Annotated in this window: 14 protein-coding genes; 5 read left to right on the top strand and 9 right to left on the bottom strand. The window is 67.1% G+C overall.

The window, feature by feature from the left end:
- Positions 1-235 precede the first annotated feature (235 nt).
- The 3 genes from F3J14_RS27910 to F3J14_RS27900 all read left to right on the top strand — a co-directional run bounded on the left by F3J14_RS27910 (position 236) and on the right by F3J14_RS27900 (position 3,427).
- Entirely contained in the window at positions 236-1,681 is a 1,446-nt protein-coding gene (locus F3J14_RS27910) for a TAXI family TRAP transporter solute-binding subunit (protein WP_166725712.1), read from the top strand.
- A 91-nt stretch (positions 1,682-1,772) separates the two neighbouring features.
- On the top strand, positions 1,773-2,411 hold the full coding sequence (locus F3J14_RS27905) for a 2-hydroxychromene-2-carboxylate isomerase (RefSeq protein ID WP_166725711.1): 639 nt from the start codon (positions 1,773-1,775) through the stop codon (positions 2,409-2,411).
- Positions 2,412-2,479: 68 nt separating this feature from the next.
- A complete protein-coding gene (locus F3J14_RS27900; RefSeq protein WP_166725710.1) occupies positions 2,480-3,427 on the top strand; it encodes a LysR family transcriptional regulator in 948 nt (315 codons plus the stop codon).
- Between the two features lie 42 nt (positions 3,428-3,469).
- Here the strand turns inward: F3J14_RS27900 and F3J14_RS27895 are convergent, their stop codons facing one another.
- From F3J14_RS27895 to xdhA, 4 genes are all read right to left on the bottom strand, one after another.
- Positions 3,470-3,871, bottom strand: coding sequence for a polyketide cyclase (locus tag F3J14_RS27895; protein ID WP_166725709.1), 402 nt, complete (start codon positions 3,869-3,871; stop codon positions 3,470-3,472).
- Between the two features lie 94 nt (positions 3,872-3,965).
- The gene (gene xdhC / locus F3J14_RS27890; protein WP_166725708.1) at positions 3,966-4,628 is read right to left on the bottom strand and encodes a xanthine dehydrogenase accessory protein XdhC; all 663 of its coding nucleotides are present in this window, start codon (positions 4,626-4,628) and stop codon (positions 3,966-3,968) included.
- Between the two features lies 1 nt (position 4,629).
- Positions 4,630-6,993 carry a xanthine dehydrogenase molybdopterin binding subunit gene (gene xdhB, locus F3J14_RS27885; RefSeq protein ID WP_166725707.1) on the bottom strand — a complete coding sequence of 788 codons (2,364 nt, stop codon included), beginning with the start codon at positions 6,991-6,993 and terminating at the stop codon, positions 4,630-4,632.
- A gap of 18 nt (positions 6,994-7,011) precedes the next feature.
- Positions 7,012-8,586, bottom strand: coding sequence for a xanthine dehydrogenase small subunit (xdhA, locus tag F3J14_RS27880; protein WP_166725706.1), 1,575 nt, complete (start codon positions 8,584-8,586; stop codon positions 7,012-7,014).
- Between the two features lie 349 nt (positions 8,587-8,935).
- Here xdhA and F3J14_RS27875 point away from each other — a divergent pair, with 349 nt between their 5' ends.
- Complete coding sequence (locus tag F3J14_RS27875) at positions 8,936-10,150, top strand: MFS transporter (protein WP_166725705.1); 1,215 nt, start codon at positions 8,936-8,938, stop codon at positions 10,148-10,150.
- 101 nt (positions 10,151-10,251) lie between these two features.
- Here the strand turns inward: F3J14_RS27875 and F3J14_RS27870 are convergent, their stop codons facing one another.
- The 5 genes from F3J14_RS27870 to F3J14_RS27850 all read right to left on the bottom strand — a co-directional run bounded on the left by F3J14_RS27870 (position 10,252) and on the right by F3J14_RS27850 (position 13,925).
- Positions 10,252-10,743, bottom strand: coding sequence for a hypothetical protein (locus F3J14_RS27870; RefSeq protein WP_166725704.1), 492 nt, complete (start codon positions 10,741-10,743; stop codon positions 10,252-10,254).
- Positions 10,740-11,450, bottom strand: coding sequence for a M35 family metallo-endopeptidase (locus tag F3J14_RS27865; RefSeq protein WP_166725703.1), 711 nt, complete (start codon positions 11,448-11,450; stop codon positions 10,740-10,742). The genes F3J14_RS27870 and F3J14_RS27865 overlap by 4 nt, the downstream gene beginning before the upstream one ends.
- A gap of 4 nt (positions 11,451-11,454) precedes the next feature.
- Positions 11,455-12,000, bottom strand: a complete 546-nt coding sequence (locus tag F3J14_RS27860) for a hypothetical protein (protein WP_166725702.1) — start codon at positions 11,998-12,000, stop codon at positions 11,455-11,457.
- A 10-nt stretch (positions 12,001-12,010) separates the two neighbouring features.
- The gene (locus F3J14_RS27855) at positions 12,011-12,670 is read right to left on the bottom strand and encodes a PAAR domain-containing protein (RefSeq protein WP_166725701.1); all 660 of its coding nucleotides are present in this window, start codon (positions 12,668-12,670) and stop codon (positions 12,011-12,013) included.
- Between the two features lie 364 nt (positions 12,671-13,034).
- Positions 13,035-13,925, bottom strand: a complete 891-nt coding sequence (locus tag F3J14_RS27850; RefSeq protein WP_166725700.1) for an EamA family transporter — start codon at positions 13,923-13,925, stop codon at positions 13,035-13,037.
- Between the two features lie 133 nt (positions 13,926-14,058).
- Here F3J14_RS27850 and F3J14_RS27845 point away from each other — a divergent pair.
- Positions 14,059-14,874, top strand: an 816-nt coding sequence (locus tag F3J14_RS27845; protein ID WP_166725699.1) for an AraC family transcriptional regulator, incomplete at its 3' end; no start/stop codon positions are given.

Raw genomic sequence — 14,874 nt, 5'->3', positions numbered from 1 at the left:
GGCTGCGTCGCACAATGTAATCCAGCGCCCGCCGAAGCGCAAAGCTTTTGACGCGCGGGCGGGTGCCGCCGCACGCCGCCGGCCGTCGTGGCCGGCCGGGCAAGCCTGCGCGACACGGCGGCCGATTCGCGCATGTCGGGGGAAACCGGGTACCATCGCCGCCAGAACGTGCATCGCGTGCAGCGTCCGAGCCCGCCGTCATCGATGCGTCACGCCCGTGTCATCCGCCGCCGCCATGAAGCCAGCCCGCCCTCGCCCGCCCCGCCGCATCCTCGCGCGCTTCGTCGCGGTGTCGTGGCGCGACCTCGCGCTGTCGATCGGCCCCACCGTGCTGCTCGCGGCCGCGGCGATCTGGCTCGCGGTCAAGCTGATCCAGCCGGCGCCGCCGTCCACGCTCGTGATTTCGTCCGGCCCGCCCGGCAGCACCTACTGGAACGCCGCGCAGAAATACAAGGCGATCCTCGCGAAGAACGGCGTCACGCTCGACGTCGAGTCGTCCGAAGGATCGGCGCAGAACCTCGCGCGGCTGTCGAACCCGAACGCGCCGGTCGACGTCGGCTTCGTGCAGAGCGGCATCGGCCCGAAGGAGCGCGACGAGCACCTGGTCTCGCTCGGCAGCATCGGCTACGTGCCGCTCGCGATCATGTACCGCGGCCCGGTCGTCGCCCGTCTGTCCGACTTCAAGGGCAAGCGCCTCGCGCTCGGCGCGGAGGGCAGCGGCGCCCGCGAATTGAGCCTGGCGCTGCTGAAGATGAACGGCATCGTGCCGGGCGGCTCGACCGAGCTGCTGCCGACCGCCGGCGAGGACGCCGCGACCGCGCTGCTCGACGGCAAGATCGACGCCGCGTTCCTGTCCGGCGACTCGACCCAGATCCCGGTGATGGCGAAGCTGTTCCGCGCACCGGGCGTGCACGTGTACTCGTTCACGCAGGCCGAGGCATATGCGCGGCGCTTTCCGTACCTGACCGCGATCACGCTGCCGATGGGCGTCTACGATCTCGGCCGCAACCTGCCGCCCGCCGACATCCACACGGTCGCGCCGACGATCGAGCTGGTCGCGCGCGACACGCTGCACCCCGCGCTGTCCGACCTGCTGATCGAGGCCGCGCGCGAGGTGCACGGCCACGCGACGATCCTGCAGCACGCGGGCGAATTCCCGTCCGCGGTCACGCGCGGCTTCCCGCTGTCGGACGACGCGGCGCGCTACTACAAGTCGGGCAAGACCTTCCTGTACCGGCGGCTGCCGTTCTGGGTCGCGAGTCTGGTCGACCGGCTGCTCGTCGTGCTGGTGCCGTTGATCGTCGTGCTGATTCCCGGGTTGCGGCTGGTGCCGTCGCTGTACGGCTGGCGCGTGCGTTCGCGCATCTACCGCTGGTACGGCGCGCTGATCGCGCTCGAGCGCCGTGCGCTCGGCGAGCACACGGCCGAGGAGCGCGTCCAGCTGCTCGACGAACTCGACGACATCGAGGAAGCCGTGAACCGGATGAAGATGCCGCTCGCGTACGCGGGGCAGTTCTACGTGCTGCGCGAGCACATCGGCTTCGTGCGCGAGCGCCTCACCGCGCACGAGCACGACGCCGCATCGGGCACGCCCGGCGCCGGCCCCCCCGCGACGGCGCGAACCGGGGAGGCGTCGCCGCCGGCCGGCGCGCCCCCTCGGGCGACTCCCGGTTCCGCGTGAGCGGCCGATCCGCGATCATTGCTGCATCCGCGCCACAGCGCAACATGAAGGCCGCCGCCAGGCGCGCACGCCCCACCCTCTGGAGATCGCCATGACAACCGGCCTCGATACTGCCCAACCCGCCTGGTTCTACGACTTCGTGTCGCCGTTCTCCTACCTGCTGCTCGAACAGCTCGACAAATGGCCGGACGTGCCGTTCGAACCCGTCGCCGTGTCGCTGCTCGACCTGCAGCGCCACTGGGGACAACGCCCGAGCGCCGAGGTACCGGCCAAGCGCGTGTTCACGTACCGCCACGCGCTGTTTCGCGCTGAACAGCTCGGCATCCGCTTCAAGATGCCGCCCGCCCATCCGTTCGATTCCGACAAGGTGCTGCGCCTCGCGCTCGCGCTGCGCGCCGATATCGCGACCGTGCTCGAAATGTTCCGCTTCATCTGGCACGACGGCAACGATCCGTCGACGCCGGACGGGTTCGCCGCGCTGTGCGAACGCGTCGGCGTGAGCCACGGCGACGAGCTGATCGAATTCGAGGAAACGAGCGCGCAGTTGCGCCGCAACACGGACGACGCGATCGCGCTCGGCGTGTTCGGCGTCCCGACTTTCTGGATGAACCAGCAGCTGTTCTGGGGCGAGGACGCGCTGCCGATGGTGCTGTACTGCGCGCGCACGCCGAACTGGCTCGAGTCGCGCGAGGTCAAGCGGATCAGCACGCTGCCGAAGGGCCGCGCGTGATGGCCGGTATCACGCACGGCGACGCGCGGCTGCGGTAAGGTTACGCTTCCCCGAATCAGCCCGCCCCGATGGAAGACGACGACCGTACCGCCTCGCTCGATATCTGGCTCGTGCGCGTATTGCGCACGCTGCTGCTCGAGCGCAGCGTCACGCAGGCCGCGCTGCGGCTGAACCAGACCCAGCCCGCGATCAGCACCGCGCTGCGCAAGCTGCGCGAGACGCTGAACGACCCGATTCTCGTGCGCGGCAAGTCGGGGATGGTGCCGACCGAATATGGCGCGTCTCTGCTCGGTGCGGCGTCGCGCGCGCTGCGCGAGGTCGACTTCATCGCGACACCGCACGGCGACTTCGACCCGTCGTCCGCGCGGCGCACGTTTCGCGTCGCCGCGCCCGACTACCTGAACGATTTCTTCATGCCCACGCTGATCGAGCGCTTTCGCGACGCGGCGCCGCATGCGCATCTGGAAATCGACTCGTTGAATCCCGCGCTCGACCACGCGGAGGCGCTCGAATCGGGCGTGCTCGACCTCGTGATCGGCAACTGGCCGAAGCCCGACCCGCACTTCGCGCGTCAGGACCTGTTCTCCGACACGATCGTGTGCCTGATGCGCGACGCGCATCCGCTCGCACGCGAGCCGCTCACGCGCGAAGCGTACGCGTCGGCCGCGCACGTCGCGCCGACGCCGTACACCGGCGACAAGCGCAACGCAATCGAGATCGGCCTCGCACGCGCGCGCCTCACGCGGCGGATCGTGACGACGCTGCCGTACTTCGGGATCGTGCCGCAGGTGCTGCTGCAGTCGGACCTGATCTTCACGACGACGCGCCGCTTCGCGACGCACTATGCGCAGCTGCTGCCGCTCGTCGTCGTCGCGCCGCCCGTGCCGTTTCCGCGCATCAAGAGCTACCTGCTCACGCACCCGCAGCCCGATCGGCCGACCGACATCGCGTGGCTGTGCGCGCTGATGCAAAGCGTGTCCGACGGGCTGACGGCCGCGCGCGGCCGCAAGCGCTGACCCGCGCGGGACGGCCCGCGCGAGATCATGAAACGCGGCCGCTCAGGCCGTGCAGAAGGTTTCCTGCAGATGGGTCCAGCGCACGACGCCTGCCGCGTCGCGTTCGAACACGGCGGTCGCGCGACGCGCGGGCAGCTCGCCCGACGCCGCCTGCTGCGCTTCGAGATAGGTGAGCACCGCATGCGACGCGTCGGCCGCGAGCACGCGGATGTCCGACAGCGCGATGCGCAGCCCCGGCTTCGCGCCGCTGAGCTTCGCGAACAGCGCGCGCATGCCGTCATGGTCGAGCATGCGACCGTCGGTCATGATCATCGTGAAATCGGTGGAGAAAGGCGCGAGCAGCGCATCGAGCGCCGCGGGCGCGGTATCAGCGCCGGACAGCCAGCGCTCGATGGCGACGAGGCTCGCATCGAGCGCGTCGAGATAGACCTGATGATCGGACATGGAACCTGCACGAAAGACGCGCGACCCGATGCCGCGCGATCCGTGCAGTGTAGGCAAAAACGCGCGGACGCGTCGGGCGTGCCGGCCGTCGTCGTTACCGCGCGCAGCTCGCGTCGTCGCGCACGCGGCCGGCCGCGGCCGCCTTCACATCGGCCACAGGCGTGCCAGAACGCGCCTGCAGCAGTTCCGCGCAGACGGCCACCGCGATCGCGCCGGGCGCCTTGTCGACGATGCCCGCGACGCCGATCGGACACACCATCTCCGTGAGCCGCGCCGGATCGACGCCGCGCGCGGCGAGCCGGCGCTCGAACTTCACGCGCTTGGTGCGCGAACCGATCATCCCGAAGTACGCGAAGTCGCGCCGCCGCATGATCTGCGCGGCGAGCGAGAAGTCGAGCGCGTGGTTGTGCGTCATCACGAGGAAGTACGCGCCGGGCGGCGCCGCGTCGACGACGGCCTCAGGCGTGTCGGTCGGCTCCGGCTGCACATTCGGCGGACATTCGTCCGGGAACAGCTCGTCGCGCGTGTCGACCCACTGCACGACGCACGGCAACGCGCCGAGCAGCGTGACGAGCGCATGGCCGACGTGCCCCGCGCCGAACAGCACGATGTGCATCGGCGGCGGCGCGGCGCTCGCGCGGTTGCGCCGGCCGGTGCCTTGCGTGAACGTCTGCGCGGGTGACGCGCCGCACGCGCCGTCGCACCCGGCGACGGGCGCCTGCGACGCGGCATGCGGCGAGCGTGGGGGTACGTTCATCTCAGCCTGCCCGCGCGGCGCTTGCCGCACGCACCGCGTTCACCGCACGCAGGATCGACTCGCCGGTGGCCGGCGCGTCGAGCGGCGGATTCACCTGGTAGTCGCCGACCGCGGCAATGGCGTCGCGCACCGCGAAGAACACCGAGAACGGCAGCAGCAGCGGCGGCTCGCCGACGGCCTTCGAACGATGGATGCTGTCCTCCACGTTACGGTTCTGGAACAGCCGCACGTTGAACTCGGGCGGCGTGTCGTTGACCGTCGGAATCTTGTACGTGGACGGCGCGTGCGTCATCAGCTTGCCGCCCGCGTTCCACCACAGCTCCTCGGTCGTGAGCCAGCCCATCCCCTGGATGAACGCGCCTTCGACCTGGCCGATGTCGAGCGCCGGGTTCAGCGACGCGCCGACGTCGTGCAGCGCATCGACGCGCAGCGTGCGCATCTCGCCCGTCAGCGTATCGATCACGACTTCCGACACGGCCGCGCCGTACGAGTAGTAGTAGAACGGCCGGCCCTGCAGCTTCGACTGATCCCAGTACAGCTTCGGCGTCGCATAGAAGCCGTCGGACCACAGCTGCACGCGCGCCAGATAGGCCTTCGCGATCACCTCGCCGAACGGCACGCTCGCGCCGCCGACCCACACGAAGTCGTTGCCGAACTTCACGTCCGCCGCATCGACCTTGCCGTCGCCGAACTGCTTCGCCGCGAATACCGCGAGCCGCTCGCGCAGCTGGCGCGCCGCATCCTGCGCGGCCTTGCCGTTCAGGTCGGAGCCCGTCGACGCGGCCGTCGCGGACGTGTTCGCGACCTTGCTCGTATCGGTCGCCGTCACGCGGATCCGGCCGAAGCGGATGCCGAGCTCGTGCGCGACGACCTGCGCGACCTTCGTGTTGAGCCCCTGCCCCATCTCCGTGCCGCCGTGGTTCACGAGCACCGAGCCGTCGGTATAGATGTGCACCAGCGCGCCGGCCTGGTTGAAGTGCGTGACGTTGAACGCGATGCCGAACTTCACCGGCGTGAGCGCGATGCCCTTCTTCAGCACCGTGTTGCGGGCGTTGAATTCGCGCACGCCCGCGCGCCGCGCGCGGTAGTCGCTCGTCGTCTCGAGTTCGCCGAGCAGTTCATGCAGCACGTTGTCCTCGACCGTCTGCCCGTAAGGCGTCACGTTGCGCTCGGTCTTGCCGTACAGGTTCGCGTAGCGCACGTCGAGCGGATCGCGGCCGAGCCCGCGCGCGATGTCATCGAGGATGTACTCGATCGCGAACGCGCCCTGCGGGCCGCCGAAGCCGCGGAACGCAGTGTTCGACTGCGTGTTGGTCTTGCCGCAGTAGCCGGCGATGTCGACGTCGCCGAGCCAGTACGCGTTGTCGAAGTGGCACACCGCGCGCGTCATCACCGGGCCCGACAGGTCGGCCGAGAAGCCGCAGCGCGACGTCATCTCGAGCGCGACGCCGTCGAGGCGGCCGTCGTCGTCGTAGCCGACGTCGAAGCGGTAATGGAAGTCGTGCCGCTTGCCGGTGATCATCATGTCGTCGTCGCGGTCCGGACGCAGCTTCACCGGGCACAACAGCTTCCACGCGGCGAGCGCCGCGCAGCATGCGAACAGGCCCGACTGCGACTCCTTGCCGCCGAAGCCGCCGCCCATCCGGCGACATTCGACCAGGACGTTGTGCGACGCGACGCCGAGCACGTGCGCGACGAGGTGCTGCATTTCGCTCGGGTGCTGCGTCGAGCAGTACACGTGCATCCCGTCGTCGTCCTTCGGAACCGCATAGGCGATCTGCCCTTCCAGGTAGAACTGCTCCTGGCCGCCGAGCCGCATCTCGCCCGACTCGCGATGCGGCGCGGCGGCCAGCCGCGCGGCCGCGTCGCCGCGCGCGAGCTTCAGCGGCGGGATCACGTAGGTTTCGGCCTGGCGCGCTTCCTGCGCGGTCAGGATCGCGGGCAGTTCCTCGTAGTCGACCTGCGCGCGGCGCGCGGCGAGCCGCGCGATGTCATGCGACGTTGCAACGACGATGAACATCGGCTGGCCGACGAACTGCACGATGCCTTTCGCGAGCACCGGGTCGTCGTGGATGATCGGGCCGCAGTCGTTGACGCCCGGGATGTCGTCGGCCGTGAACACGGCGACCACGCCCGGCGTCGCGCGCACCGCGTCGAAGTTCATCGACACGATCTTCGCGTGCGGCTTGGCCGACAACCCGAGCGCCGCGTGCAGCGTGCCCGCGACGATCGGGATGTCGTCGGTGTAGGTCGCGCGCCCGCTCACGTGCAGGTGGGCGGATTCGTGCGGGCGCGACACGTGCACCTGGGCGGCGTCGGCTTGCTGGTCGAGGGTGTTCAGGAACGGTTCTGCTTGCTGGTTCATGTTCGGTGTTCTCCGTCTTCAGACGCGCGCGTCGGCGTCGGCGCCGGCTTCGGCGGCCACTTCACGCACATTCACGGCTTGCGGCGGCAGCGGGTCGTGCGGGCGCGTCTCCAGCCAGAATCGGACCATCAGGTTCTTCGCGGCATCGAGGCGATACGTGCTCGTCGCGCGCATGTCGGAGAGCGGCTGGTAGTCGCGCTCGAGCGCCTGCATCGCGGCCTGCGCGGTGGCTTCGTGCCACTGCGCGCCGTCGAGCACGGCTTCCGTATGCGTCGCGCGCTTCGGCGTCGCGGCCATCCCGCCGAACGCGATGCGCGGCTCGCGGATCGTGTCGCCGTCCGCGAGGAACGCGAACGCCGCGCAGACCGCCGAGATGTCGGAGTCGAACCGCTTCGACACCTTGTAGGTGCGGAACTGCAGCTTCGCGCGCGCGCCGTTGCGGGTCGGCACCTTCAGGCCGACGACGAATTCGTGCGGCGCCATGTCCTTTTGCTGATAGCCGGTGTAGAGCGCCTCGAGCGGCAGCTCGCGCACCGTGTCGCCGCCGCGCAGCACGACGCGCGCACCGAGCGCGATCAGGCCCGGCATCGAGTCGCCGATCGGCGAGCCGTTCGCGACGTTGCCGCCCATCGTCCCGGCGTTGCGGATCGGCAGAGACGCGAAGCGCTTCCACATCTCGGTCAGCTCCGGATATGTGCCGGCGAGTGCCGCATACGCGTTCTCGAGCGTCACGCCCGCGCCGATCTCGATCCAGTCGTCGCCGTGCGCGATGGTCTGCAGTTCGGCGATCTGGCCGACGTAGATCAGGTCGTCGAGCCGGCGCATCTGTTTGGTGACCCACAGGCCGATGTCGGTGCTGCCGGCAAGAATGCGCGCGTCGGGCCGCTCGATCTTCAGCGCGGCCAGCGCGTCGAGCGTGCGCGGCGCCGCGAAGCGCGCGCCGTCGCTCGTCGTGTAGTCGAACGTGTCGTCACGCTTGAGCGACGCGAGCGTGCGGGCAAGCGCGGCCGTGTCGACCGGCGCCACCGGCTGCGACGTACGTTCGCCGGCGCCTTCGCCGGTCGCATCGAACATCCGCACGGCCGCGTCGACGATCGGGCGATAGCCGGTGCAGCGGCACAGGTTGCCCGTCAACGCATCGGCGATCTCGGTGCGCGTCGGCACGTCCTTCGCCTTCGCGCACGCGCTGCCGCAACCTTCGTGGCCGTGCTTCTCGTACAGCGCCCACATCGACATCACGAAGCCGGGCGTGCAGAACCCGCATTGCGACCCGTGGCAATCGACCATCGCCTGCTGCACCGGGTGCAGCGAACCGTCCGGCTGGCGCAGGTCTTCAACCGTCAGCAGCGCGCGGCCGTCGAGCGTCGGCAGGAACTGGATGCAGGCGTTCACCGCCTTGAACTCGACCGTGCCCGCGTCGGTCAGCTCGCCGACGACGACCGTGCACGCGCCGCAGTCGCCTTCCGCACAGCCTTCCTTGGTGCCGGTGCAGTGCGCATCCTCGCGCAGGTACTGCAGCACGGTGCGGGTGACGTCCGCGCCGCTGACTTCGCGGACCGCGTGACGATGGTAGAAGCGGATCGGCTCACTCATGTCTCTGTCGTTCTTCAAGTGGGGGCAAGGCGGCCTGCGCGGGGCGCTCGACCGACGTTTCTCTGACAGTTTGCACGCTATCACCATCAAATTTCCCAACCCATAGCCCATCACGCATGCGGCCCATATAACTGCCGCGATATGAGCGCGGCAGCCGCCCGGCGGCCCCGCTCGCGCGTTGCCCCGCTTGCGTTTCGGGTCGGCCCGCGCCGATTCGCCGGCGCGCCGTCAGCGAGGAAACGGGTCGCGCTTAACTAAGCGGTACCTGCGGGAAAACCGGTTCCATGGGAAAATCCCGATTCCGTTTTACGCCAACTTCCGCTCCGCTTCGCTCATTCGTTCCGACCCCATGTCAACCGATTCCGCCACACCGCCGCGCAGCGGGTTCGCCGTCACGCTGCAAATCGTGTCCGTCGTCTGCTTCACGTTCATCTGCTACCTGACCATCGGCCTGCCGCTCGCCGTGCTGCCGGGCTTCGTCCACGACGATCTCGGCTTTTCCGCGATCGTCGCGGGGGGTGCGATCAGCGTCCAGTATTTCGCGACGCTCGCCTCGCGCCCGCTCGCGGGGCGCTTCGCCGATACGCTCGGGCCGAAGCAGACGGTGCTGCGCGGGCTGATCGGCTGCGGCGTGTCGGGCGTGCTGCTGCTCGTCGCGCTGCTGCTGGCCCACTGGCCGGTCGCGAGCCTCGTGCTGCTGGTCGCGAGCCGGCTCGTGCTGGGTGTCGGCGAAAGCCTGTGCGGCACGGGGGCGATCCTGTGGGGCATCGGCCGGGTCGGCGTCGCGCACAACGCGAAGGTGATCTCGTGGAACGGCATCGCGACCTACGGCGCGCTCGCACTCGGCGCGCCGGTCGGCGTGGCGATCGCGCATACGCTGAACCCGGCGCTGATCGGCGTGATCGTGATCGCGCTCGCCGCGATCGGCTTCTATCTCGCACGCCTGATCGATGCCGTGCCGCTCGTGCATGGCGAGCGGATGTCGTATGCGAGCGTGTTCACCCGCGTGCTGCCGCACGGCCTGGGCCTCGCGCTCGGCTCGGCCGGTTTCGGCTCGATCGCGACCTTCGTCACGCTGTACTACGCGGCGCGCCACTGGCCGAACGCCGCGCTGTCGCTGACCGTGTTCGGCACGCTGTTCATCGGCGCGCGCCTGCTGTTCGCGAACACGATCAAGACCTACGGCGGCTTCCGCGTCGCGATCGTGTCGTTCGCGTTCGAATGCTCGGGTCTCCTGCTGCTGTGGCTCGCGCCCGTGCCGCACGTCGCACTCGCCGGCGCCGCGCTGACCGGCTTCGGCTTCGCGCTGATCTTCCCGGCGCTCGGCGTCGAGGCCGTCGCGCTCGTGCCGCCCGCGAGCCGCGGCGCGGCGCTGTCCGCGTACTCCGTGTTCCTCGACCTGTCGCTCGGCATTACCGGCCCGCTCGCCGGCTATATCGCGGGCGCGTTCGGCTATCCGCAGGTGTTCCTGTTCGCGGCCGTGGCCGCCGCGGCGGGTGTCGCGCTGTCGATGGTGCTGTACCAGCGGCAGGCGCGGGTCGCGGGGAGCGGCGCGGCGGCATAAGGACAGAAGAGGGGTAACGATCGGCGAACGCTATGCGGAATGCGTTCGCGAACCATTGCCCGCGAGCCAATGACGCCCGCTATTTGCGGGCGTCATTGGCCTCACTGGACCGCCCGGCTTCGGGGCCTTACACGAGGGTCGTCACAAAGCTTTTGGCATCCGCCCCGGCACAGGGGAACTAGTTCGATATCAATCTGATACAAGTCTAGCGTTCCGTCGCTCCTTCGCACCATCTCATCGGTGAATGTCTTCTTTTCGACGATGATGTTTTCGCTCTTGATTCCCAGTTGTTTTAGATATGCGCCCGCCCTCATGGCGCGCTCATCTTTAAGCTGTTCACCGCTCCGTTCTTTCGTATAAGCGCCGGATATTATGACGGCTTGAATTTCGACGCCTGGCCAATTTTTTGCATCGATTACTGCGTCGGCGATTCTTAGCCTGTCGGCATTGGAAACGTCAATGCCGTTTAGCGGCAACGGGATTCGGACCGACTCCCCTATGGTGCATGCGTGTGCAGGCGTGATGCCAACGTATGCGAATAATGCGAGCATCGCTGATGCGCCCCGGATGGCATCTTTGATGTGGGTCTTCATTTCATGACCGTCCTGTCGAAGGTAGCAATGTATCCCGTAATGCTATCCGCGTTTCGGATCGCGCTATCAGGATTGCTCATTGCAAAAATTTTCAATCCGGATTCCGTATCGGAATACGCAATGTCATCCGAATCGAAAGTGTCGATATAGTGCGTGCATTCGTGAATGAGTGTCTTGACCTTCGCTGCCGTCCACAAGTCGCCGTTTGAAATCGTACAGAACTTCGAATAGATGGCAATGATTCGTTTTCCAGAGTCTGGCTTGCATACTCCAGCCGTGTTGCTGCCACTGTCGGGTATCACACCGCAGGTGAGTTGCTTGTTCATGGCGTCGTCCCATCGAACAATTTTCTCCGGAACAAGCTCTTGCATCGCGTTGAGCAGCTTCGGAAGCCCGATCGCCAGGGTTGTTCGGATGTCGTCGTCGGCACGGCCGAAGTAGAGACGGGCACGCGCTTGTTCCGCTACGTTCCACGTAGTCACACCCGCGATACGCTGTTGTATCAACGAAATCGCCGCATCGCGGGCCTTCATGACTAATTCTCTGAACGCCTTGTTTGTCATGGTCGCGCATATGGGTGTCGTGTTGATGGACACATAGACCATCGACCCCGGATTGGTGTTGGTGACGGCACCCGAATGGACGAGGACCCATTCTTCGTTTTCCTGAACTTCGAAGTCGTATTTATTTCCCGAAAAAACGCTCATTGCGTCAATGCCCCTTCGTATAGATTTTCAAAGATGCTGCGGCGTCGGTGGCAATTCGATGTGTTTGCCCGGCCGCGTCCGTGGTGCCTGCGAAGATCTGCCCGGTGTCGGTGACGATTCGATAGCGAACGTTGACGAGCGGGCGGTGCGCATCATCGAGCAAGGTAAATTGCTCGTCATGTACAGCATCCGATGAGGCAAACGGCAGATGGGCTGCACCAGGTTTGCGCCCATTCAGCGTCGCAATTTCGCCCGCAGTGAAAATCATCCGCATGCCGCGCTCGGCATAAAAGACCGGCGGTGGGTTACATCCGCAGACATTGACGTCTCCGCTCAATGCCCACCGTTTGCCGTTCGGGCCGGTACCGGGCCAGCGCGGCCCTTGTGGCGCGATGTGCCCTTCACGGTTGCAGGCCGAACAGTAGGTCTTCATATCCAGCGTGGCGATATGAACCCTCGGCGGCGGATTGGAACAAGTCACGGTGTCGAGGCCTTCGACGATTACTGCTTCCCCGGCGCGGTCGCCTTTGGCAAGAAAGTAGCGGATCATGGAAGCCACCTCAGCGGGACATGGGCTGGCGGGCGACGACATTAAATACAACGGACGATGCTACGCCCTGTCGCTCCGGACTATCGGTGATCGTGTCGCCGTTATCGAGTTCGCTACCAACGAACGCGAGCGGCGCGAAGTCAAACCCGTCTACCAAACCCAGACCGCTTATAACGCGCGCGGTCGACCCGTCCTGATAGTGGATCAGGTCGCCCACCACGGCAGCCTTGCCCAAGTGCGGCGTTACTTCCCATGTGCCGGACGGCTCGCGCAATGCACCTCCGCGCGCTGTCGTCGCGCCACGTACCGCCAGTCTGTAGGCGGGTGATGCGGGCGGCGGCACATAGGTCGGATCGAACAGTCCCGCAACGCTTTGCCCATCCCGCACGTGAATGCCCCACGAGGTGCGCAGCGTTTCGGTAATGCGGTCGCCGTTGCTCAACCGGCTACCGACCAACGCGAACGGCTTGCCCCCGCTATGGTTGTTTCCGGCACCGTCGATGATCGAGGCCTCGCTACCGTCGTCATAGGTCACCACGTCACCGACGCAGGCCACTTCCAGTCCGGCCAGAGTCAGGCCGCTGGTTGCGATGGTGACGCGTCCGCCGCGCTCCGTGAGTGCGCCAACGGTGGCAAAAAGATGGGTCGATGCTTTGCGTTCGTTGTTCATCCGGCTTCCCTGTCTCAGTAAATGGAATGACTGCCTAGAGACGCTATTCCAGATAAGAAACGTCGATCAATCGGACGAATATGATTCGACACCTATAACAGATGTGAATTGTTCTGTTTTACTGTTTGAATCAACCTAGCGCGGATTACGCCCAGTGGATCGGGCGATAGCTTGATTTTTCGGGATTGCTTTCCATCCAGCAGCCGACTTATTCATCCCGCCCGGGTGCGCTTGCCGGTGATTTGATCTCAAGTCGAAAACCAATCATTCACACGTGAGGGAACATCTTCCCCATCGGAGTGTCGTCCTCCGGATAGAACGTCAGGTAACCGCGCGCTTGTGAGTCGCGGTACCCGGCCCCCGATCACGCCGCCCGCAAAAACAGCCGACGCGTCAGATCGAACGCGACCAGATTGCCGGCCAGCACGAGCAACAGCCCGATCACCGCGAGCGGCGACCATCGATAGCCCTCGAAGACCGTCGAAACAGCCAGCGCGACGATCGGGAACAGCACCGTGCAGTACGCCGCGCGCTCCGGCCCGATCCGCCCGACGAGGGTCAGGTATGCGGTGAACCCGATCACCGAGCCCGGCACGGCCAGATAGACGAGCGCGCCGAGATAGCGCGGGCTCGGGTCGATCGTGAACGGCAGCCCGGCCGCCGCGCTGCCGACCGTGAGGATCGCCGCGCCGATCAGCATCGCCCAGCCGTTGGTCGCAAGCGGATGCAGGCCCATCGACTGCATCCGGCTCGACAGCAGGTTGCCGACCGAGAAGCACATCGTGCCGGCGAACGCGATCGCGAGGCCCGTCCAGGTCGCGTGATCGTCGAGGTGGCCGGCCATCTGTTGCCAGAACAGGCATGCGATGCCGGTCAGCCCGAGCAGCGCGCCGGCGATCGCGGACGGCCGCAGCGGGCGGCCCATGAACAGCCGGCCGTTGATGGAATTCAGCAGCGGCGCGGTCGAGAAGATCACGGCGACGAGGCCGCTCGGCACGACCTGCTCCGAATAGTAGAAGCACAGGAAATTGAGGCAGAACAGCGCGAAGCCCTGCGCGACGAGGTAGCGCCACGCTTCGCGCGGCGGACGTACCGGCCGGCGCATCACGCGCAGCAGCGCGAACAGCACGGCGGCGGCGAGCCAGAAGCGCCACGCGATCGACACGGGCGGCGGCACGGCGCCGAGCTGCCACTTGATCGCGATCCAGGTGGTGCCCCAGATCAGCACGGTGACGAAATAAAGCGACAGGTTCATGGCGGCAACGAGACGAAACGAATGGAACGGGCTCCGACTATGCCGCCGCCCCGCCCGTGCGGATTGTCCGGAATTGCGGTCTTTTCCGGGCCGCCGCACGGCGCGCGTCGCGCCCGCTTATACTCGTCGCATCATGAGTTCGCCCCTGTACGCCCCGCCCGTCGATCACTCGGCCGTCCTTGCCGGCGGCGCCATGCCGTTCGGCCTGCAGTCGGTGTGCCGCACGCTCGCCGAGGCGAATGCGACGCTCGAGCGCTTCACGTGGCTCGGCGACCATCTCGCGATCGCCGAATGGACGCGCATCACCGACGAAAGCGAGACGATCTACGAACAGCCCGGCCACCACACGTTGTCGTGCTATCTGGACGGCGGTTACCGGACGGAGCGCGAACGCGTGCCGCGCTACGGCGCGCCGAGCCTGCTGTGCGCGCTGCCGGGCGACCATGAATCGCGCTGGTGGGTGCGCGGCGAGATGCACTTCATCCACCTGTACTTCCTGCCCGAGCACTTCACGCAGCGCGCGATCCGCGAACTCGATCGCGAGCCGCGCGAGCTGAAGCTCGCCGACCGCACCTATTTCGAGGATGCGCGCGTGGCGGCCCAGTTCCGTTCGCTCGCGCTGGAGCGCTGGGACGATGCCGACGGGCGGCTGCGCGCGAACGAGGCCGCGCACGACGTGCTGAGCCTGCTGCTGCGCGGCCAGAGCACGACGCGCACCGACGTGCCGTTCCGCGGCGGGCTCGCACCGGCCGTGCGCCGCCGCGTGCGCGACTATATCGACAGCTATCTGTCGCAGCCGCTGACGCTCGGCGAACTGGCGAACGTCGCCGCGCTGTCCGAATATCACTTCTCGCGGATGTTCCGGCTGTCGTTCGGCCGCGCGCCGCACGCATGGGTGGCCGAGCAGCGGCTCGCGCGGGCGCGCCTGCTGCTGCGCACGACGGCGCTA

The organism is Burkholderia sp. Tr-862 (assembly GCF_011753085.1).
GTDB lineage: Bacteria > Pseudomonadota > Gammaproteobacteria > Burkholderiales > Burkholderiaceae > Burkholderia > Burkholderia ambifaria.
The sequence above is the reverse complement of the archived record's forward strand: the minus strand, read 5'-3'. Positions and strand labels throughout refer to the sequence as shown.